Below are 19113 nucleotides of genomic sequence, written 5' to 3'. Positions count from 1 at the left end.
AGAATGACCGCAACGCTTGAACGTTTTGGCGGGGTGAACCTGCTGCCGCTGGTCGTGGCGGCCCTGGCCTTCGGGCTGATCGGGGCGCCCTCCAGCTGGGTGACACTGACCGTGGCGGGGCTGGCCATGGGGATGATGGTCTTCCTGATGGCCAGCGGGCTGAGCCTGGTCTTCGGGTTGATGGATGTGCTGAACTTCGGCCATTCGGCCTTTGTCAGCTTCGGCGCCTTCGTGGCGGCCAGCGTGCTGGCCTCGCTTGGCGGCTGGCTGGGATCGCCTTCGGTCCTGCTCAACATTGCCGCCCTGGTGCTGGCGTTTTCAGCCGCCCTCGCCTTTGGCCTCGCGGCGGGGCTGTTCTTTGAAAAGGTCATCATCAAGCCGGTCTACCGCGACCACCTGCGCCAGATCCTGATCACCATGGGCGCGCTGATCGTCGCCGAAGAGCTGATCCTCGCGATCTGGGGTGGCACGCCGATCACCGTTCCGCGCCCCGCTTTCCTCGAAGGGGCCTGGATCATCGGCGATATCTCGATCGAGATCTACCGCGCCTTCGCCTTCGTGCTGGGCGGCATCGTCTTTGCCGGGCTCTACTGGGGTCTGAACCGCACGCGGCTGGGTCTGCTGATCCGGGCCGGCGTCGAGAACCGCGAGATGGTCGAGGCGCTGGGGTTCCGGGTCGACCGCCTGTTCGTCGGGGTCTTCATGCTTGGCTCGGCGCTGGCGGCGCTCGGCGGGGCCATGTGGGCGGGCTACCAGACGCTGATCACCCCGGCCCTTGGCGGAGAAATGATGATCGTGGTCTTCATCGTCGTCATCATCGGCGGCCTCGGGTCCATCGAAGGCACCCTGCTGGGCGCGCTGATGGTGGGGCTGGTGGCCAATTACGTCGGCTTCCTGGCGCCCAAGCTGGCGCTGGCGTCAAACATGATCCTGATGATCGCGATCCTGATGTGGCGGCCTTCGGGCCTGCGCCCGGCGGTGAAATGACATGAAACAGACCTACGGAACATGGACCGTCAAACTGACCGTGCTGGCGATATGGGCGGCCCTGCTGTTCGCGCCCTTCCTGTTTCAGGACGTGCGCAGCATTCAGGTGGCGGCGCGGATCTGCATCTTCATCGTGCTGGTGGGCAGCTATGACCTGCTGATCGGCTATACCGGCATCGTCAGCTTTGCCCATACGATGTTCTTCGGCTTCGGCGCTTACGGCGCGGCGATCCTGCTGCGACAGATGGGCCCGGGCTGGACCCCGATCCTGCTCGGCGCGGGCGCAGGTGCGGCGCTGTCGTTGGTCGTGGCCGCCGGCATCGGCCTGCTGAGCCTGCGGGTGAAGGCGATCTTCTTTGCCATGATCACACTGGCGGCGGCCTCGGTCGCGCTGGTGCTGGCCTCGCAACTGTCGCATCTGACCGGGGGCGAGGACGGCATCACCTATAGCGCGCCGGACCTGTTCAAACCGGCGACCAAGCTCTGGACCGATGCGGATGGCCGGGTCGCGCAGCTTTGGGGCGTGCGGATGAACGGCAAGATCGCCGCCTATTACTTTGTCTTCTGCGGGGCCGCGCTGCTGTTCTGGGCCATGCTGCGGCTGGTCGCCTCGCCCTTCGGCACGGTACTGAAGGCGATCCGCGAGAACGAGGCCCGGGCGGAGGCCATCGGTTATCGCGTCGTGGCCTATCGCACCTTCGTCTTCTGCATCTCGGCGGTGATCGCCTCGCTCGCCGGGACGATCTACGCGGTCTGGCTGAAATACACCGGGCCGGAGACGGTGCTGAGCTTCGACATCATGATCGACATCCTGCTGATGGTGGTGATCGGCGGCATGGGCACGATGCTGGGGCCGGTCATCGGGGCGGTGCTTCTGGTGGTGGCGCAATATTACCTGCGCGACCTGATGGGCGCGGCGGCCGAGGCGGTCAGCGCCCTGCCCCTGCTGCCCGACCTGCTGAACCCGGACCGCTGGCTGCTGTGGCTGGGTATCCTGTTCATCCTGCTGGTCTACTTCTTCCCCCGTGGCATCGCCGGTACCGCCATGCAGAAGGGCACGCGGTCATGACGCCGCGTCGGGCCCTGGTGCCGGTCATGGATCACGAGATCCATGTGACCGAATGGGGCGACCCCGCCGCCCCCGCCCTGGTGATGTGGCACGGGCTGGCGCGCACGGGGCGGGATTTCGACGAACTGGCCGCTGCCATGGCGCGGGACCATTTCGTCCTGTGTCCCGATACCCCGGGGCGGGGCCTGTCCAGCTGGGCCGTTGCCCCTGAGGCGGAATACTCCATCACCTGTTACACCGGGATCGCCACGGATCTGCTGGACCACTACGGGGTGCAGAAGGCCGACTGGCTGGGCACCTCGATGGGCGGGATGATCGGGATGCGCCTTGCCTCCGGCCCACAGGGTGACCGGCTGCGCGGGCTGATCCTGAACGATATCGGACCCGAACTGCCCGAGGCGGCGGTGCAGCGTATCCTCGACTACGTCGGCGACCTGCCGCGTTTCGACACCATCGCGCAGGCCGAGGCCTGGTTGCGCCGCACCTATCAGCCCTTCGGTGAGGCAAGCGATGCCTTCTGGCGGCGCATGGCGCTGACCTCGACCCGGCGGCAGGCGGACGGCAGCCTGACGCTGCACTATGATCCGGCCATCATACAGCAATTCACCTGCTGGCCCGAGGAGCTGACCTGCTGGGATCGCTGGGAGCGGATCACCACGCCTTGCCACCTGATCCGGGGGGCGGATTCGGACCTGCTGACGCCCGAGATCGCGGCGCGCATGACGCGCAGCGGCCCGCGCCCTGTCCTGACCGAGATCCCCGGCTGCGGCCATGCCCCGACCCTGAGCCGGGCCGAGGACATCGCCCTGCTGCGCGAAATCCTGACGGCGTTCAGAACGCCTTGAAGGTCAGCGTGGTCAGGGTGCGTTCGATGCCCTCGATGCCGCCAAAGCTTTCGTCGACGAAATGACCGATGTCGCGCCCTTCGGGCGGATAGATCTTGACCAGCAGATCGAATTCGCCCGAGGTCGAGTAAAGCTCGGAATGGAATTCCCGTAGGTTGATCTGGCCGGCCACGTCATATGTGGTGCCGGGTTTGCAGCGGACCTGCACGAAAAGCGGGGTGGTCATCAGCGCGTCCTTTCAGCCTGACCCGGCCCCGGAGCGTGCCCGGAACCGGATATCAATTCAGGCCAAGGTCTAAAGCCGGTCCTTCAGGAAGTCACGGATATCCCACAGCTGCTTTTCGTCCATCGAGACATAGACAAGCGCCATGTTGGTCCGCTCGGTCACCATCTGGCCGGGAAACGGCAGATAGCTGAGTTCGCGCGACCCGAAGGACGGGCTGGCGGTGCCGACCTGCCATTCGGTCTTGAGCTCCACATCCACCAGCTTCAGCGCCTTGTCGCCGCCCTTGCCGGGGCGTTCCAGTGGCACACCGGCCAGCTTGAGATAGCTGGCCTTGTCCGCCGCCGTCACGAAGCCGTCGATGAACTGCGCCGTCAGCACCTGAAGATCCGCCGCATCGTCATGGGTGTGCATGTGCGAATGCAGGTGGTCGGCCTCCGGCCCATGGTTGTGGTCATGGGGGTGCGGATGGGCGTGATCATGGGCGTCAGGACCATGAGCATGGTGGTGGTGGTGATCGTGAGGCATGGGTGACCTCCTCTGTCATTGTATTTGAAACGCGCCGCGCGCGGGGGACCGGGCGCGGGGGACCGGGCGCGGGGGACCGGGCGCGATGCTCGGCCCCCCGGCGTCATCTTAGCGCTTGTTGGACCAGCGGTTGCCTTCGAATTCCCCATGCGGGATTGTCACCGGCTTGTCGATATGGCGCTTGTGGTTGCCCAACGTGCCAGCCGAGACCATCGAGCCGAGCACATCGACGATGACCCGCGTCCCCATCAGGGCCGTGATGTCCGAGGTATCATAGGGCGGCGAAACCTCGACCAACTCCATGCCGCAGATGCCTTCGGCCGCAACCTTGGAGGCCAGCGCCAGCGCCTCGCGCGGCAGGAAGCCACCGGGTTCGGGCCAGCCTGTGCCGGGCACGAAGCCGCAGTCGATGCTGTCGATGTCGAAGGACATGTAGACCATGTCGACCCCGTCCCAGGCCATTTCGAGCGCCATTTCGGCGGTCTTGTCGATGCCCATGCGTTCCATGTCGGACATGGTGATGATGTTGGTCTCGCGATCCCGCGCCACCTTCACCGCGTCGCGCGGCACCTGCCAGCCGCCAATGCCGACCTGCACCAGGTTCTTCGCCGGGACATTGGGCAGGTTGGTCGAATGGAACCAGGGCGTTGTGTGCATCCGTTCGTCCAGGTCCTTTTCCTGGATATCCGCATGGCGGTCGAAGTGGACGATCCCGATCTTCTTGCTGGTGCACTCCGCGATCCCGCGCACGCAGGGAAAGCCGATGGAATGGTCCCCGCCGATCATGATCGGCAGCGACCCGGAGGAGAACACATGGCTGACCGCCCGGGAAATCTGGTCAAAGCTCTTTTCGATATTGGCCGGAATGGTGAACACGTCGCCCGCATCGCACAGCGTCATCTGTTCACGCAGATCGACACCCAGTTCGTAGTTGTAAGGCGTGTAAAGGGCCGAGATCTTGCGCAGGCCCTGAGGCCCGAAGCGGGTGCCGGGGCGATAAGTGGTGCCCCCGTCAAAGGGGATACCCAGCACGGTCGCATCATAATGCTGCACCTCGGTGACATCCTCGGCATAGGGCGCCTTGAGGAACGTGTTGATACCGGCGAAATGTGGCAGTTCGCCCCGCGCGAAGGTCGGGATCGACTTGTCGTCGATGCTGTCCGCGCCGGTCAGCCCCATGCGCAGCGCCCATTTGCGTTCCTCGGCCCAGCCGGCGCCGGAAAGCTCGGCTTCCTTCTGCATCGCCTTCCAGCCAAGCAGCTTGGTCAGGTCGGGGTGATGCGCCCGCCGGTCAGGGGTCCGGCGGTCGGCCGGGTGGTGCGAGCGGCTACGCTGTTGCGGAAAGCAGAACATCTTGTTCCTCCATGATATTTTGGAAGGGAATGCCGCCATTTCTGGCGTCGAAATCGTAGGTGATCGTGGCCCCGTAATTGTCCGGGTAATCCACGTCCCAGCGGGTCTTGTCGAAAACCAGCACCCGGTCGCCCAGCTTGAAACCTTCTTCGAGGTCATGGGTGACCATGAAGACTGTCATGGCGGTCTGGCTGCGCAATTCGGTCAGGAAGGCATGCATGGCCAGCCGGGTGCCGGGGTCCAGCGCGCCGAAGGGTTCGTCCAGCAGCAGGATGCGCGGTTGCGCCACCAGCGCCTGACCGATGGCCAGCCGCTGCTGCATGCCGCCCGACAGCATCGCCGGATAGGCATCCGCCACATGGGCCAGTCCGATGCGGTCCAGCGTCTTGTCGGCGCGGGCCTGCGCCGCGCGCCGTTCGGCGCCAAAGAAGCGCCCAAGGGGGCGGTGAAAGCTTTTGCCAGCCACGATGTTTTCCCGCACGGTCATATGCGGAAAGACCGAATATCGCTGAAACACCACACCGCGTTCGCGCCCCGGTTCGACCGCGGGGTCGTTGCCGTCGATGCGGATATGGCCGCGCGTCGGGACCTCCTGCGCCAGCAGCAGCCGCAGGAAGGTGGACTTGCCACAGCCCGAGGCACCGACGATCGAGACGAACTCGCCTTCCTCCGCATCCAGGTTGACGCGCTCCAGGATCGGGCGTTTGCCGTAGCTTTGAAAGATGTTGCGCACCTCGACGAAGCTCACAGCGCGGCCTCCGTCCAGGGGAAGGCCTTCCGCGCCAGCAGGCGCAGGGCGTAATCCATCACGAAGGCCAGCAAGGTGATCCAGATCACGTAGGTCAGGATCACGTCCATCGCCAGGTAGCGCCGGACCAGAAAGATCCGGTAGCCAAGGCCAAGCTGCGCTGCGATGGCTTCGGCGGCGATCAGGAACAGCCAGGCCGGCCCAAGCGACAGCCGTATGGACGAGATCAGCCGCGGCAGGATCTGCGGCAGCACCACACGCAGCGCGATGACCGCAGAAGACGCCCCCAGCGTCTCGGCCTTGACGATCATCTCGCGCGGGATTTCAAGCGTGCGGGCCGACAGGTCGCGGATCATCACCGGGGTGATCCCGACCACGATCAGCGCCACCTTGGACACCTCTCCCAGCCCGAAGATGATGAACAGGATCGGCAGGATCGCCAGCGGCGGCACCATCGAGATCACGCCGACGAAACCACCCAACGTGCGGCGCGCATAAGGCAACATGCCGATGGCCATGCCGAAGACCAGCGCCGACAGGGCCGAAATCGCCACCCCGATGGCCAGCCGCCCCAGCGACGCCCCGGTGTCGTACCACAACAGGATGCGCCCCGTGCGCCGGTCGCCTTCGGTGAACAGACGCACCGCCGTATCCCAGATCTGGGACGGTGCGGGCAGCAGCTTGTCCTGCGGATTGGCTGCCAGCCGGATTTCCGAGCCGACCGCATAGGCGATGGCCAGCGCCGCGAAGGGCAGGATCATCAGCACGATGGCGGCGGGCCGCGCGGGGCTTTGGTTGATCAGGCGCATGGGCGTCTATCCCGTTCAGGGGCGGGGAAAGGTCCGGGCAACGCCGTGCCGCCCGGCCCGTGGATCAAAGCGCGCCTTCGGCCGCCATGGTCACATAGGTCGTGTCGAAGCGCATGTTGACATTGCCCGCATCCCCCGTGGTCGAGCCATCGGGATAGGCCACACCGACGAAATCGGCACCGGGCGCGCCTTCGCCAAGGATACCCTTGTCGAACAGGAATTCCGCGACCGAGACCATGGTGTCGGGCAGCGCCGCGCCTTCGGTGAAATCCTTGGCCGCGCCGGGGGTATAGAACATCGCCGTCGCCGCAAGCTGGCGCTTGTAGCCTGCCAGATCGGTGCCGGCGGCCTCGGCCATGGCCGACAGGGCTTCGTCGCCCTCAGGCGTGCCGGAATCCATCAGCGCCATGGTTTCATACCAGGCCCCGGTCAGCGCCTTGCCGAAGTCGGGGTTGGCCTCCAGCACCTCGGTGCTGACGAATAGCGCGTCGATGATCTCGCCCGGGATATCGCTGGAATCATAGATCTTGTGGGCATCGCCCCCCTCCATGATCGCCTCGACCAGGGGGTTCCAGGTCACCACGACCTCGACATCCTGGGTCTGGTAGGCGGCGATCATATCCGCGTCCGAGGTATTGATGACCCCGCCCAGATCACGTTCGGACAGTTCCGCGCTTTCCAGTGCGCGGGCCAGCAGGTAGTGCGAGACCGACAGTTCCACCAGGTTCACCGGCATCCCCGCCAGATCGCCCAGGCCGATGTCGGACTTGGCGATGATCGCGTCATTGCCGTCCGAATAATCGCCGATGATCAGCGCCGTGCTGTCCACGCCGCCGCCTGCCGGGATCGACAGCGCGTCCATGGTGGTGGCGGTGACCCCGTCGAAGGCCCCGGCGGTATACTGGTTGATCGATTCGATATAATCGTTCAGCTGCACGACCTCGATATCGAGGTCGTATTTCGCGGCCCACTTGTCCATGATGCCGGAATCCTGGATATAGCCCCAGGGCATCCAGCCGGCATAGATCGTCCAGGCAATCTTGAAGTCCGTCTTTTCCTGCGCTTGCACGGCAGGGGCCAGCAGGCCCGCCGTCAGCACGGCACCAAGGGCGGTGGCGGCAAGGGTCTTGCGTGTCGGCATGTTACAATTTCCCCGTTGGTTCCGCCTGTTATTGTTCTGGCTTCCCCGTTGGCGGAACGAAAAGAGTTAGGGCGCGGGGCTGGCCTGCGCAGTAACCTCCCGGGATTTTGCCCCGCCGTGTACCTGACCGGATTTTGCCGGAAAGGCGGCGCTTCTCGGACCAGGCTTCGCTTGCGCGAACGGAACCCTAAGCACCCTGCCCCTTCAGACCAGCATCGCTGCCCCCTTTCGGGCAAGCCCTAACCCGCCCCGGCCTGTGGACCGACGCCGGAATGGTGAAGAATTGGGCAATTTGGGTATCATGGCCGGCGCGCAGGGGCCGGACCGGGAAACGACCGGCTTCGGCCCGACCTGACATGCGAGCCGTCACGCGGGCCGACATGCGGTCAGGTCGAAGCCGGGTTCACCCCACGGGCAAACGGATGCAACGGGGACAGGTCACAACCGCCAGGGGACGCTCGGGGGTAAGAGAATAACGGTCAGGCCAGCGCGCCGAGCGCGGGCGGCTCATCCGTCTCCGGGTCCACCGGGGCGCTGTCGCTGACCCAGCGAGCGTGGATCTTGCGGTAGCGTTCGATCACCGGGCTGGTTGCGGATTCTTCGGGCGTGATGAAAAGGCCGGAAAAGCCGCTGCGCGAGGTCCAGGTGATCAGCAACGGTGCACAAAGCATCGGGACACCGACCGGCAGCAGCCAGATCAGAAGGCTTGGGGCCACCCACCAGGTCGCGTAAAGCACGGCAGCCCCGAAGATGGTGATCCAGAGACCGGCGGCGATCCCCTGGCCCAGGGTCAGCCGGCCTTCGCCGCGTTGGTTGGCCGGCCAGCCGCCGTCCCGGCCCATCAGGACCTGCAGCACGGCGCGGGATTGATACATCAGCATCACCGGCGCCAGCATCGAGGACATCAGCAATTCGACCAGCATCGAGGCCCCTGCCCGCAGGCCCCCACCGAAGCCGCGCGCCCTGCCGCTGGCGGTGGCCTCGATCACGATCGACAGTTTCGGCAGCACCAGCAGCCCGACGATCCCGATGCCGAGCGCGATGATCTGCTGGGTCCGGTCCGAAGGGAAGACCGGGAACAACTGGTAGGGTTCGGGGAAGTAATCGGGTTCCGGGGCAAAGACGGCGCCGGCCACGGAAGCGATCAGGAACAGGCCCCAGATCAGCGACACGACATAGGCAAAAATACCCTGAACAAAGACGAAGCGGCTCCAGAAGCGCAGGCCCGGGGCGGTCAGCAGGCGGATATGCTGCAGGTTGCCCTGACACCAGCGCCGGTCGCGCTTGGCAAAGGACAGGATGTTCTCGGGGCCTTCTTCGTAGGAGCCCTCGATGGTCTCATCGACACGAACGCTCCAGCCGGCGCGCGCCAGAAGAGCGGCTTCGACGTAATCATGGCTCAGGATATGTCCGCCGAAGGGGGGCTTGCCCGCCAGGGGCGGCAACGCGCAGCTTTCGGCGAAGGCACCGGTGCGGATGATCGCATTGTGACCCCAGAAGGGCCCCGTGGTGCCCTGCATCCGGGCCAGCCCACGGGCGAAGATCGGGGAAAAGAAGCTGGCCGCGAATTGCATGGCCCGGCCAAAGACCGATTCCGCGCCGGTGATCTTGGGCAGGGTCTGCAAAAGGCCAAGCGCAGGATCGGCCTGCATTTCGGCGATCATGCGACGAATGGCGCCGCCTTCCATCAGGCTGTCGGCATCCAGGATCACCGCGAATTCATAGGCGGCGCCGGAATTGCGCACGAAATCCTCGATGTTGCCGGCCTTGCGGCCCCGGTTGTCCTGACGACGGCGATAGAAGATGCGGCCCTCGCCGGCCGTTTCCTGAAGCAGGCGGACAAAGGCGTTGCGCTCGGCCTCGGCAGCGGTTTCATCGCGCGTGTCGGACAGGACGGCGATGTCCGCGACGACGCCGGACGACTGGATCGAATGGTCCATCGCCGCGATGCGGGCGAAGGTGGCCACGGGGTCTTCGTTGCAGATTGGAACCAGAACCACCGTGCCGGGCTGCGGCATGGCGATCTGCGGCGTGGGGCGGCGGCGCAGACGCGGGGCCAGCCCGATCAGCGACAGGGACGCCCCCCAGGCCAGCCAGGCGGTGGTCAGAAAGATCAGCAGCGCGCGGGCGATATCCCAGACATCGGTTCCATCCTCGACAGCCGCTTCGGTCAGCATCATCGTGGCCGCGATGGCCGCCAGGGCTGAAAATCCGATCGCCAGCGCCCGGTAGCCGCGTGTGGCGGCCATGCTCTGATCTTTCATCCGTCGTTCCCCTTTTGCTGTCCCGTCAACGGGCGGCGTCCCGCACCCCGACCCGACAGACCGGACCGCAATGCTGTGGCCGGATCAGGCCAGGCGCAGCGCCCCGAACAGACGAGCGACAAAGCCGCCGGCCTGCGCTTCGCGTTCCAGCGTCTGGCGTGGCATGTCCAGGGGCGCCATCGGCGGTTCCCAATGCACGGCCTCGACGGCGGCGGCGTTACGAGCGGCAGTATCCAGGTTCAATTCGGCTTTCATTTGATCACCCATTGGTAGAGCCAGGTTTCCGAGAGCTGACGCCCGAAACCCGACAGGTTGGCCTTGATTTCAACCAGTTCAGCATCCGAGGCCGCGATTTCGACCACCAGGCGCCAGGCACCGGTTCCTTCGATCTTGGAAAGGACAATCTCGCGGATGTCCCCCTTATCGATAATGACTGAAGGAGTAACCTCGGCGTCGCCCGGAAGTTCCGACAGAATTCCGCCGGCGAAGTCGATTACGAACTTTCGGCGGTCCTTCGCCGGTGCGACACCGGCCACGCCACCATGGCCCGCGCGGCTGCGCAGCACCTTGGCGAGTTCCTGCTGGCCGTAGCCCGGCTCCATGCCCCACCGCATCCGGTAGGACATCTCGAAGCTGGAGCCAGCCGAAAAGCTCGTCTTGGGCACCCAGAAGGCGACGATATTGTCGTTGCCTTCCAGATCCGAGGGGATCTCCACCAGACGGACAGAGCCTTCGCCCCAATCCCCCAGCGGCTGGATCATCAGCGAGGGGCGCAGATCGTAGCGCGCCTGCGCATCGAGATATTCCTCGAAGGTGCGGTTGCGCTGCACCAGCCCGAAGCCCTTGGGATTATAGGCCCAGAGGTAGGAGCTCGACAGGCGTTCGGGGTTCTTCAGCGGGCGGTAGAGCGTGTCCTCGCCGGTCACCAGCACCAGGGCCTCGCTGTCATGCACGGCCGGGCGGAAATCATCGAAGTCGCCCTTGTCGACCCCCCCGAAGAGGAACATCGAGGTCAGCGGCGCAATCCCCAACTGTTCGACATCCTTGCGCAGGAACAGCCGCGCGGTGACATCCATCAGGGTTTCGGTGCCGGGGCTGATCACGAACCGGAAGGCGCCGGTCACCGATGTGCTGTCCAGCGTGGCGTATAGCACGATGCGGGTCGCGCCCGGCTCGGGCCGTTCCAGGTAGAAGGCCGAGAAGCGGGGGAATTCCTCGCCCGCCGCAAGGCCGGTGTTCACAGCCAGCCCCCGGGCGGACAGACCATACCGGTTGTCCCGACCGAGCGCGCGGAAATAGGAAGCACCCAGGAAGGCGACGACCTCGTCCAGGGTGTCGGCGCGGTTCAGCGGCGCGTTGAGGCGAATGCCCGCGACCCCCGCCAGCGACAGGTCGGACGGGATCTTTTCATCCAGAGGCGGGTGGAACAGGAAATCCTGCGCCGAGAATTGCATTGGCGTTGCGGTGCCATCGACGATCTCAAAGACCGAAACCGGCTCCTTGAACAGCCAGCCGGGCGCAAACGCGTTAAGCCGGAAGAACGAGGCCTCGTCATTCCAGCGGGCCGCTTCGGGATCGAACTGGATGCGCTGGTAGTCATCGTAATCCAGGGTCGCCAGCGGGCCGCCCAACTGTTGGGGGGGCGTATAGGTCTGGGTCGCGCGCTGACGCATGTCCTCGGTCAGCGCATCGAAACTGAAAGGCTGGCCGGCGGGCGGCGCGCCAGCGGCGTCATCCTGCGCAAGAGCCGTGCCGGCAGAGGCAAGGGCAAGCGGCAGGACAGCGGCAGAGCCTGCCATTTGAGCGAGAAGGCGACGTCGTGTCGGAGAAGTCGGTTTGCAGTCGTTGGGCGAGACGTTCCCGCCCGGGCGCCGGTGACCGACGCGGGGGCAGAGGGGACTTGGCAGCATGTAAAATCCTCGAATAGATCAACTTTCACCGGACACGACAGATCCGACGGACATTTCCCAAAGTTTCGCCCGGGGCGGCAAAGTGCAATCCGGCCGGGCACGAGTGGCGGCCTTTTGCCAAGACCCTCTGTGCTGCAACGCGGAAAACGGGCCTTTGGTTCAATGCGGGGCGGACAAAAAGCGCATTTTTGGGCTTCCGGCAGCAGAAACCCCTTGATTCCAGTAAGTTGGCCGACGGCAAGATATAGCCGATCCGCAACACTGCGCCAGAAGAATCTTGCAGGCAATTTGCGATTTCCGGGGGAAAGGCGCCGATGCAGCTCTGCACTGCGGCGGCGTCCATCTGTGGCGGCGGGAAATGGCTTGGCTTTAAGGGCTCAACCTGCGGTGTTTCGCCGATCCTCGCACATCAAGCTGATGCCCGCTGGCGTGATTTCAACGACTTGCGGGCCGAAACTGCAAACGGGCGGACCAGATCATGGCCCGCCCGTCCGCTGTGATATCTTTGTCGCAGATCAGGCGATCAGGCCTTCGTCCTTCGCCCAGTCGGACAGGCGATCCAGAGCGCGACCCAAGCGGGCGAGGATCTCGGCCACGTCCTCTTCGGTCACGATCAGCGGCGGGCACAGGGCCAGCGTCTCGTAGACATTGCGCGCGATCAGGCCTTCTTCCGTGCAGAGCGCGGCGGCCTTGGCGGCAACCGAACCGGCGGGGGCGTAATTGACCTTGGTGGTCTTGTCGGCGAATTCGATTCCGGCGATCAGGCCGACACCGCGGACCTCGCCCACCAGCGGGTGATCCAGCAGTTTGCGCAGCCCCTCCTGGAACGGCGCTTCCATCCGGGCGGCGTTGCCCATCAGGTCCTTTTCCTCGATGATCTTGAGGTTCTCCAGACCCACGGCGCAGGCGACCGGATGCCCCGACCCGGTGAAGCCATGGCCAAAGCTGCCCAGCTTGGCGGTGTTGTCGGCAATCACGTCATAGACCGCATCGGTCAGCATGATCGCCGCAAGCGGCATGTAGGAGGAGGAGATCTGCTTGGACAGCGTCATGATGTCGGGTTCGAAATCATAGCGCTGGCTGCCGAAGGGCGTGCCCAGACGGCCGAAGCCGTTGATGACCTCGTCCGCGATCAGCAGCATGTCGTATTTCTTGCACAGCGCCGCGACACCGGGCCAATAGCCTTCGGGGGGCACAAAGACGCCCCCGGCGCCGATCACCGGTTCGCCGATGAAGGCGGCGATGGTCTCGGGGCCCTCGGCCAGGATCGTGTCCTCGATCTCCTTCAGCAGGCGGGCGGTGAAATCGGCCTCGGTCTCGCCCTCTGCCCCTTCGCGCCAGAAATGCGGCGTGGTCAGATGGGTGACGGGGATCGCGGGCAGGTCGAAGTCGCGGTGGTTGCCGCCCAGACCGGTCAGCGAGCCCGACGCGACGGTGATGCCGTGATAGCCCTTGTGGCGGGCGATGAACTTTTTCTTCTCGGGACGGCCCAGGGCGTTGTTCATGAACCAGACCATCTTGACGATGGTGTCATTGGCCTCGGAACCGGAGTTGGTGAAGAAGCAGCGGGTCAGGTGCTCGGGCGTCATCTCGGCCAGCTTCTCGGCCAGTCGGATCGAGGGCTCCGTCGATTTATGCGCGAAGGTGTGGTAGTAGGGCAGCTTCAGCATCTGGTCATAGGCGGCCTTGGCCAGCCTGTCCTCGGAAAAGCCGACGGCGACGGACCAGAGCCCGGCCATGCCTTCGATATATTCCTTGCCCGTGGAATCGTAGACCCGGATGCCATCGCCCCGGGTGATGATCATCGGGCCCTTTTCCTCATGCGCGCGGGCATTGGTATAGGGGTGAAGCTGGTGGGCGATATCGGCCGCTGCCAGAGAGTTGGACAATTCGTTCATGAGACGCTCCCGAACGTCGCCCGCCGGGGCCGGATGACCCGCGGGCTGGTGCAAAGATGGCCGGAGCCTAGCGACCCCGACCGCAAGAGAGAAGGCCCGGACGCCGCCTATTTGGCGGCAATCCGGCCCGTTCCGCGCATTTCGGCCCGCCCGGTCAAAGACCGACCCAGAAGCCGTCGTGCACGACCGCGCTTTCTTCGCTCAGCAGCGGGCCGACAACCTCGACCGGGCGCTGGCCGGCGGCAAAGATCGCGGTGCAGGGCAGGTCCATGGTCAGGTTCTCGGGGTCCGGGCCGATCAGGGCCTTCAGGGCCTTTTCGCTCATGCCATGCACAACACGGCCCACGCCGGTCCAATAGACCGATCCGGCGCACATGGCGCAGGGTTCGGCCGAGGTATACATCGTGCAGCCGCGCAGGAAATCGACGTCGTATTTCAGCGAGGCCGCGGTCATCAGGTTGCGTTCGGCATGGCCGGTGCGGTCGCCCTTGACGCCGCCGGTGTTCATGTCTTCCAGCAGGATCTCTCCGTCCGGGCTGGCCAGCAGGGCGCCAAAGGGATGATCGCCACGGTCGCGGCTTTCCTGGGCCAGTTCGATCGACCGGCGCAGAAGGGCAAGATCCTGTTCGGGGCTGATGGGCATGGTGGGCTCCTCGTCTGACCCGGCCGATCCGCTGGCCGGGCGCTGTCTCGTCCGGAGGCGGTCCGGAGGCCGGGCGCAGGGCTTCACCCACGCCCGGTTGGCCTAGCCCCCGCTGGCCCCCCGTGGCCAGAGGCGCATGACCCGCAACAGGCGGTTTTCGCGGCACCCGGCTGGATACATGCCCAATTTGAAAGCAAACAATACAAATACTGCCCCAAAATTAGTCACATCCGCCGATGCCCGGATGGAAACCGGGCAGACTCCGTTCTGGAATCGGTCCCGAACGACTAGCAATGAAGCCGAGTAGAAGCGGTAAGGCCCCCGCCACGGCGGATCCGGGACCTGACATTGCTCATCGAGGCCATTCTACGGTTGAGGTGAACAATTGCGACTGCACTACTTGATCCCGACGTGCCGCCCCCTTGCCGCAGCCCCGCGCTGCCGCTTGCTGCAGGCGTCGGCAAATACAAATCAAAACAACAACATGACAGGGAAGCTCCAATGACCCGACTTCGCGCTACGGCCCTTGCGGCCACGCTTGCCAGCACGGCCTTTGCCATGCCCGCCTCGGCCCTCGAGGAAATCACCTTCCAACTGGACTGGCTGCCCGGGGGCGACAAGGCCCCGATCTATGTCTGCATCGAACAGGGTATCTGCGAAGAAGCCGGTTTTGACGTCACCGTCTCGCCCGGTCGCGGGTCTTCCGAGGCGATCACCAAGCTGGCCACCGGCGTGGCCGAATTCGGCTCGGCCGGGATGGGTGCCGTGATGGCAGCCAGGGCGATGGAAAATGTGCCGGTGACCGCGATCATGTCGATCTTCAACACCGGTCCCCATGCCTTCTACACCACCAAGGACACTGGCATCGCCTCGATCGCAGACGTGAAGGGGCATTCCATCGCCACCTCGCCCTTCACCTCCTCCAACGTCTTCCTGCCGCTGGTGCTGGCCGACAATGGCATGACCGAGGATGACATCACCCTGACCAAGGCCGATCCCGGCGCGCTTGGCCCGCTGCTGATGACCGGCCAGTCCGATGTCATCATCGCCTGGCTGACGGATGTGACACGCTATTCCAACCAGGCCAGCGAAGCCGGCAAGGAAATCGTTTATCTGCCCTGGGCCGATGCCGGGCTGGAACTTTATTCCGCATCGCTGGTCGGCAACGACGATTACATGGCCGCCAACCCCGAACTGACCAAGGCCTTTGTCGCGGCCTTCAAGGCCTCGCTGGAATTCGCCTACGAGAACCCCCAGATCGCCGCCGAAGCCGTCGCCGCCCAGGTGCCTGAACTGACAGCCGAAGACGTGATGGGGTCCTGGATGGATGCCTCCAAGCTGGCCTTCAACGAGGTGACCGACGAATTCGGTCTTGGCGCCTTTGACGCCGACCGCGTGGCAGCCACCTGGGACCGCGTCGCGGCAAGCCAGGGTCTGGACGCCGCAGACCTTGATCCGGAAACCGCGGTTTCGCGCGACTACCTGCCGGAATAAGCCGCGCTGACGTCGCCAAGACCGGCCGCGCGAGGCCGGTCACCAAAACTGGGGCGGCGGCGCGCTGCCGCCCCATGTCAGGCCCGGATCGCCGCGCGATGCGAGAAGAGAGATGTCCATGCCCCTAGAAACCGATGCCATCAGCTTTGCCGATGTCGGCCAGACCTTCCTAACCGATGCGGGGCCGCTGACCGCCCTGTCCGGGGTGGACCTGACCATCCGCCGCCATGAATTCGTAGCCGTGCTCGGCCCCTCGGGCTGCGGGAAATCGACCCTGCTGCGCCTGACGGCCGGACTGATCAAGCCCACTGCCGGCGTTGCCTCGGTCTTCGGCGTGCCGGTGACGCAACCGCGCGACGATATCGGTATCGTCTTTCAGCAGGCCACCCTGCTGCCCTGGGCCAGCGTCGAGGACAATGTCGTCTTCCCGGCCCGGCACAAGCGCGGGCGCGTGTCCCGCAAGGATCGCGACCATGCCCGCACCATCATCGCGACTTGCGGCCTTGCCGGGTTCGAGGACCGCCTGCCGGGCGAGTTGTCGGGCGGCATGCAGCAGCGCGTCGGCATCGCCCGCGCCCTGTTTCTGAACCCCGACATCCTGCTGATGGACGAACCCTTCTCGGCGCTCGACGCACTGACCCGCGATGCCATGGGGTTCGAATTGCTGCGCCTCTGGCAGGCCAGCCCCAAGACCGTGCTGTTCATCACCCATTCGATCCCCGAAGCGGTCATCCTTGCCGACCGGGTCGTGGTGATGTCCGAACGCCCCGGCCGGGTCATCGCCGATCTGAAGGTGCCTTTGGGACGGCCCCGCGACGAAAGCTCACTGCGCTCTGCCGAGATGCAGGATTTCCTCGGCCATCTGCGCGGCCTGCTGATCAAGGACAAGGTAGCCTGACATGACCGCCCAAGCCGATACGCCCCGCGCGCCCGCCGAGACTCCCACACCCTCCACAAGCGTCGCCCCCAGACTGCCGCTGACCGAACGCCTGATCCGCACCCCGGTCCTGCTGCCCCTGCTGACCTTCGTGCTGATCCTGGCGCTGTGGGAAGGCGGCACGCGGCTTTTCGCGGTGCCGAGCTTTGTCCTGCCGGCCCCGTCCCGCATCCTCGGCGGGTTCGAGGTGGTCAGCTTTGAGCGCTGGATGGAACATGTCTGGGCCACCCTGCGGGTCTCGCTTCTGGGCTTCCTGGTCTCGATCGCGGTCTCGCTGCCGATCGCCATCGGCCTGGCCAAGTCGCGCTTTCTCAGCCGGTCGCTTTATCCGCTGCTGGTGGTGATCCAGTCGGTGCCGGTCGTGGCCGTCGCGCCGATCATCATCGTGGTACTGGGCACCGATGACGCGCCGCGCATCGTCATCACCTTCATGATCTCGTTCTTCCCGCTGGTGGTGTCTATGACCACCGGGCTGATGGCCACCCCGCCCGAACTGATCGAACTGTCGCGGTCCCTGCGCGCCCCGGTGCGCCGCGAGATCACCCAGATCCGCCTGCCCTATGCGACGCCCTATATCTTTTCCGGGCTCAAGATCTCGATCACGCTCAGCGTCATCGGCGCGGTGGTTGCCGAATTCGTCGCCGCAGACGTGGGCATCGGGTATTTCATCCAGTTCTCGACCTCGATGTTCCGGCTGCCGCAGGCCTGGGCGGGGCTGGTCGTGCTGCTGGTGATGAGCCTTCTTCTGTTCCAGGCGGTCAGCCAGACGCAGAAGTACTTCTTCCCCTGGTCGCTGCCCAAGGAAAGCCGCTGAGATGCTCATCACCCATATCTCCGACTGCCTGACCGGGCGCCTGGGCGACGGCGAACGCTTCAGCGGGGCGATCCGTATCGAAGGCGGCAAGATCACCGAGATGGGCGCGCTGACGCCGCGCCCGGGCGAAGAGGTGCTGGATGCCACCGGATGTGTCGTGATCCCCGGCCTGGTGAACACCCACCACCACCTCAACCAATCGCTGCTGAAGGCGGTACCAAAGGGCATGAACCTGCCGCTCGATCCCTGGCTGATGCATGTGCCCTATACCTGGTGGCCGCATTTCGACGAGGCCACCTATCGCACGGCTGTCCGCGTCGGGCTGGTGGAACTGGCCCTGACCGGGGCGACCACGGTGGCCGAGCATCATTACATTTATGCGGAAAGCTACGACTACAACCCGTCGGACGTCTTCTTCGAAGAGGCGGGAAAGCTTGGCCTGCGGGCGGTTCTGGCACGGGGCGGCATGACGCGGGGACGCGCCTTCGACGATCCGGCGATCCCGGCCGCGCCTTGCGAAAGCCTCGACACCTTCCTGTCGGAAACCGCGAAGACGGCGGCAAAATGGGCCGATGGCAAGATGCGCAAGGTCGCGCTGGCTCCGACCACGCCGACCTTCAACGTCACCCCGGAAGAACTACGCGAGATCGCAGGCTTCGGCCGTGAAAACGGGATGCTGCTGCATGCGCATCTTAGCGAAAACGAAAGCTACGCCCGTTTCACGATGGACAAGTACGGCCAGCGCCCGGTGCACTGGCTGGCCGGGCAGGACTGGCTGGGCCCGGATGTCTGGTTCGCCCATCTTGTCGACCTGGACCCTTCCGAAGTCGCGCTGCTGGCGCAGACCGGCACCGGCATGGCCCATTGTCCCAACGCCAATGCGCGGCTCGGGTCGGGCATCGCGCCGGCAGACGCGCTGCACCGGCTGGGCGGCAAGGTGTCGATGGGCGTCGATGGCGCCGCCGCGAACGAAGCCGCCGACATGGGCGCGCTGCTGTTTTCCGCCTTTACCCTGCACCGCGCCACCAAGGGCGCCGAAGCGGTCCGCGCCGAAGAGGTGCTGCACTGGGCCAGCGCCGGCGGGGCGCGGGTTCTCGACATGCCCGAGGTCGGCACGCTGGCCCCCGGCATGGCCGCCGATATCGCGGTGCTGGACCTCACTGCCCCGCGCAACTTCGGCCTGCATGACCGCGCACTTGCCCCGGTGATAACCGGCGGACTGGTGGTGCGCGACCTGATCGTGGACGGCAAGGTGGTGTTGGCCGCAGGCCTCCTGCCCGGCATCGACCTGGGCGAACTGGGCCAGGAGGCCGCCCGCGCCACACAGAGCCTTGTCCGGCGGCAGCGCGAAAGCGCGCTTGTGCCGGTCTAGAAACTACCCCCTGGAGTAGAAGCAGGCAGTGCCCCCCGGCACAGGTCATTGCTCCCCCAAACCTGAAGGAGAGAGAGA

The 19113-nt window shown here is 65.1% G+C and carries 18 protein-coding genes and 1 riboswitch; of the genes, 7 read left to right on the top strand and 11 right to left on the bottom strand.

Annotation, left to right across the window (positions count from 1 at the left end; all coding sequences use genetic code 11):
• Nucleotides 1-3: 3 nt before the first annotated feature.
• The 3 genes from PSAL_RS00185 to PSAL_RS00175 are packed head-to-tail and all read left to right on the top strand — an operon-like array spanning nt 4 to nt 2901.
• Nucleotides 4-987: a branched-chain amino acid ABC transporter permease gene (locus PSAL_RS00185; RefSeq protein WP_231388559.1), complete on the top strand. Its 984-nt coding sequence runs from the start codon at nt 4-6 to the stop codon at nt 985-987.
• 1 nt (nt 988) lies between these two features.
• Complete coding sequence (locus PSAL_RS00180; protein WP_119839185.1) at nt 989-2056, top strand: branched-chain amino acid ABC transporter permease; 1068 nt, start codon at nt 989-991, stop codon at nt 2054-2056.
• Nucleotides 2053-2901 carry an alpha/beta fold hydrolase gene (locus PSAL_RS00175; RefSeq protein WP_119839186.1) on the top strand — a complete coding sequence of 283 codons (849 nt, stop codon included), beginning with the start codon at nt 2053-2055 and terminating at the stop codon, nt 2899-2901. Before PSAL_RS00180 ends, PSAL_RS00175 begins: the two co-directional genes overlap by 4 nt.
• Here the strand turns inward: PSAL_RS00175 and PSAL_RS00170 are convergent.
• The 11 genes from PSAL_RS00170 to PSAL_RS00120 all read right to left on the bottom strand — a co-directional run bounded on the left by PSAL_RS00170 (nt 2888) and on the right by PSAL_RS00120 (nt 14418).
• Nucleotides 2888-3127 carry an Lrp/AsnC ligand binding domain-containing protein gene (locus PSAL_RS00170; protein ID WP_119839187.1) on the bottom strand — a complete coding sequence of 80 codons (240 nt, stop codon included), beginning with the start codon at nt 3125-3127 and terminating at the stop codon, nt 2888-2890. The genes PSAL_RS00175 and PSAL_RS00170 overlap by 14 nt on opposite strands.
• A 69-nt stretch (nt 3128-3196) precedes the next feature.
• Nucleotides 3197-3652, bottom strand: a complete 456-nt coding sequence (locus tag PSAL_RS00165) for a hypothetical protein (protein WP_119839188.1) — start codon at nt 3650-3652, stop codon at nt 3197-3199.
• 108 nt (nt 3653-3760) lie between these two features.
• Entirely contained in the window at nt 3761-5005 is a 1245-nt protein-coding gene (locus PSAL_RS00160) for an agmatinase family protein (RefSeq protein WP_119839189.1), read from the bottom strand.
• Entirely contained in the window at nt 4980-5753 is a 774-nt protein-coding gene (locus PSAL_RS00155; protein ID WP_119839190.1) for an ABC transporter ATP-binding protein, read from the bottom strand. The genes PSAL_RS00160 and PSAL_RS00155 overlap by 26 nt, the downstream gene beginning before the upstream one ends.
• Nucleotides 5750-6562 carry an ABC transporter permease gene (locus tag PSAL_RS00150; RefSeq protein WP_119839191.1) on the bottom strand — a complete coding sequence of 271 codons (813 nt, stop codon included), beginning with the start codon at nt 6560-6562 and terminating at the stop codon, nt 5750-5752. The genes PSAL_RS00155 and PSAL_RS00150 overlap by 4 nt, the downstream gene beginning before the upstream one ends.
• Before the next feature lie 64 nt (nt 6563-6626).
• Entirely contained in the window at nt 6627-7703 is a 1077-nt protein-coding gene (locus PSAL_RS00145) for a putative urea ABC transporter substrate-binding protein (RefSeq protein ID WP_119839192.1), read from the bottom strand.
• A gap of 94 nt (nt 7704-7797) precedes the next feature.
• Nucleotides 7798-7905, bottom strand: a riboswitch (guanidine-I (ykkC/yxkD leader).
• 277 nt (nt 7906-8182) lie between these two features.
• The gene (gene mdoH, locus PSAL_RS00140) at nt 8183-9967 is read right to left on the bottom strand and encodes a glucans biosynthesis glucosyltransferase MdoH (protein ID WP_231388558.1); all 1785 of its coding nucleotides are present in this window, start codon (nt 9965-9967) and stop codon (nt 8183-8185) included.
• An 84-nt stretch (nt 9968-10051) separates the two neighbouring features.
• Complete coding sequence (locus PSAL_RS00135) at nt 10052-10222, bottom strand: hypothetical protein (protein ID WP_196222782.1); 171 nt, start codon at nt 10220-10222, stop codon at nt 10052-10054.
• Nucleotides 10219-11766: a glucan biosynthesis protein gene (locus PSAL_RS00130; protein ID WP_119839194.1), complete on the bottom strand. Its 1548-nt coding sequence runs from the start codon at nt 11764-11766 to the stop codon at nt 10219-10221. The genes PSAL_RS00135 and PSAL_RS00130 overlap by 4 nt, the downstream gene beginning before the upstream one ends.
• A 626-nt stretch (nt 11767-12392) precedes the next feature.
• Nucleotides 12393-13775, bottom strand: a complete 1383-nt coding sequence (locus PSAL_RS00125) for an aspartate aminotransferase family protein (RefSeq protein WP_119839195.1) — start codon at nt 13773-13775, stop codon at nt 12393-12395.
• 154 nt (nt 13776-13929) lie between these two features.
• Entirely contained in the window at nt 13930-14418 is a 489-nt protein-coding gene (locus PSAL_RS00120) for a nucleoside deaminase (protein ID WP_119839196.1), read from the bottom strand.
• A gap of 501 nt (nt 14419-14919) precedes the next feature.
• Between PSAL_RS00120 and PSAL_RS00115 the strand changes: the two genes are divergently transcribed.
• From PSAL_RS00115 to PSAL_RS00100, 4 genes are all read left to right on the top strand, one after another.
• A complete protein-coding gene (locus tag PSAL_RS00115; RefSeq protein ID WP_119838019.1) occupies nt 14920-15912 on the top strand; it encodes an ABC transporter substrate-binding protein in 993 nt (330 codons plus the stop codon).
• Nucleotides 15913-16030: 118 nt separating this feature from the next.
• Nucleotides 16031-16810 (top strand): ABC transporter ATP-binding protein, encoded by a 780-nt coding sequence (locus tag PSAL_RS00110; RefSeq protein WP_196941882.1) that lies wholly within the window; start codon nt 16031-16033, stop codon nt 16808-16810.
• A 1-nt stretch (nt 16811) separates the two neighbouring features.
• Nucleotides 16812-17663 (top strand): ABC transporter permease, encoded by an 852-nt coding sequence (locus PSAL_RS00105; RefSeq protein WP_119838021.1) that lies wholly within the window; start codon nt 16812-16814, stop codon nt 17661-17663.
• Between the two features lies 1 nt (nt 17664).
• Nucleotides 17665-19035, top strand: a complete 1371-nt coding sequence (locus PSAL_RS00100; protein ID WP_119838022.1) for an amidohydrolase family protein — start codon at nt 17665-17667, stop codon at nt 19033-19035.
• Nucleotides 19036-19113: the final 78 nt, after the last annotated feature.

This window comes from Pseudooceanicola algae (genome assembly GCF_003590145.2).
In the GTDB taxonomy this organism is placed as follows: Bacteria; Pseudomonadota; Alphaproteobacteria; order Rhodobacterales; family Rhodobacteraceae; genus Pseudooceanicola; species Pseudooceanicola algae.
This window is presented reverse-complemented; position numbering and strand designations above follow the sequence as displayed.

What these genes read in the sequence shown, in the direction of transcription:
- PSAL_RS00185 (WP_231388559.1), top strand. Translation starts at nt 4, where the DNA reads ATGACCGCAACGCTTGAACGTTTTGGCGGGGTGAACCTGCTGCCGCTG.
- PSAL_RS00180 (WP_119839185.1), top strand. Translation starts at nt 989, where the DNA reads ATGAAACAGACCTACGGAACATGGACCGTCAAACTGACCGTGCTGGCG.
- PSAL_RS00175 (WP_119839186.1), top strand. Translation starts at nt 2,053, where the DNA reads ATGACGCCGCGTCGGGCCCTGGTGCCGGTCATGGATCACGAGATCCAT.
- PSAL_RS00170 (WP_119839187.1), bottom strand. Translation starts at nt 3,127, where the DNA reads ATGACCACCCCGCTTTTCGTGCAGGTCCGCTGCAAACCCGGCACCACA.
- PSAL_RS00165 (WP_119839188.1), bottom strand. Translation starts at nt 3,652, where the DNA reads ATGCCTCACGATCACCACCACCACCATGCTCATGGTCCTGACGCCCAT.
- PSAL_RS00160 (WP_119839189.1), bottom strand. Translation starts at nt 5,005, where the DNA reads ATGTTCTGCTTTCCGCAACAGCGTAGCCGCTCGCACCACCCGGCCGAC.
- PSAL_RS00150 (WP_119839191.1), bottom strand. Translation starts at nt 6,562, where the DNA reads ATGCGCCTGATCAACCAAAGCCCCGCGCGGCCCGCCGCCATCGTGCTG.
- PSAL_RS00145 (WP_119839192.1), bottom strand. Translation starts at nt 7,703, where the DNA reads ATGCCGACACGCAAGACCCTTGCCGCCACCGCCCTTGGTGCCGTGCTG.
- mdoH (WP_231388558.1), bottom strand. Translation starts at nt 9,967, where the DNA reads ATGAAAGATCAGAGCATGGCCGCCACACGCGGCTACCGGGCGCTGGCG.
- PSAL_RS00135 (WP_196222782.1), bottom strand. Translation starts at nt 10,222, where the DNA reads ATGAAAGCCGAATTGAACCTGGATACTGCCGCTCGTAACGCCGCCGCC.
- PSAL_RS00130 (WP_119839194.1), bottom strand. Translation starts at nt 11,766, where the DNA reads ATGGCAGGCTCTGCCGCTGTCCTGCCGCTTGCCCTTGCCTCTGCCGGC.
- PSAL_RS00125 (WP_119839195.1), bottom strand. Translation starts at nt 13,775, where the DNA reads ATGAACGAATTGTCCAACTCTCTGGCAGCGGCCGATATCGCCCACCAG.
- PSAL_RS00120 (WP_119839196.1), bottom strand. Translation starts at nt 14,418, where the DNA reads ATGCCCATCAGCCCCGAACAGGATCTTGCCCTTCTGCGCCGGTCGATC.
- PSAL_RS00115 (WP_119838019.1), top strand. Translation starts at nt 14,920, where the DNA reads ATGACCCGACTTCGCGCTACGGCCCTTGCGGCCACGCTTGCCAGCACG.
- PSAL_RS00110 (WP_196941882.1), top strand. Translation starts at nt 16,031, where the DNA reads ATGCCCCTAGAAACCGATGCCATCAGCTTTGCCGATGTCGGCCAGACC.
- PSAL_RS00105 (WP_119838021.1), top strand. Translation starts at nt 16,812, where the DNA reads ATGACCGCCCAAGCCGATACGCCCCGCGCGCCCGCCGAGACTCCCACA.
- PSAL_RS00100 (WP_119838022.1), top strand. Translation starts at nt 17,665, where the DNA reads ATGCTCATCACCCATATCTCCGACTGCCTGACCGGGCGCCTGGGCGAC.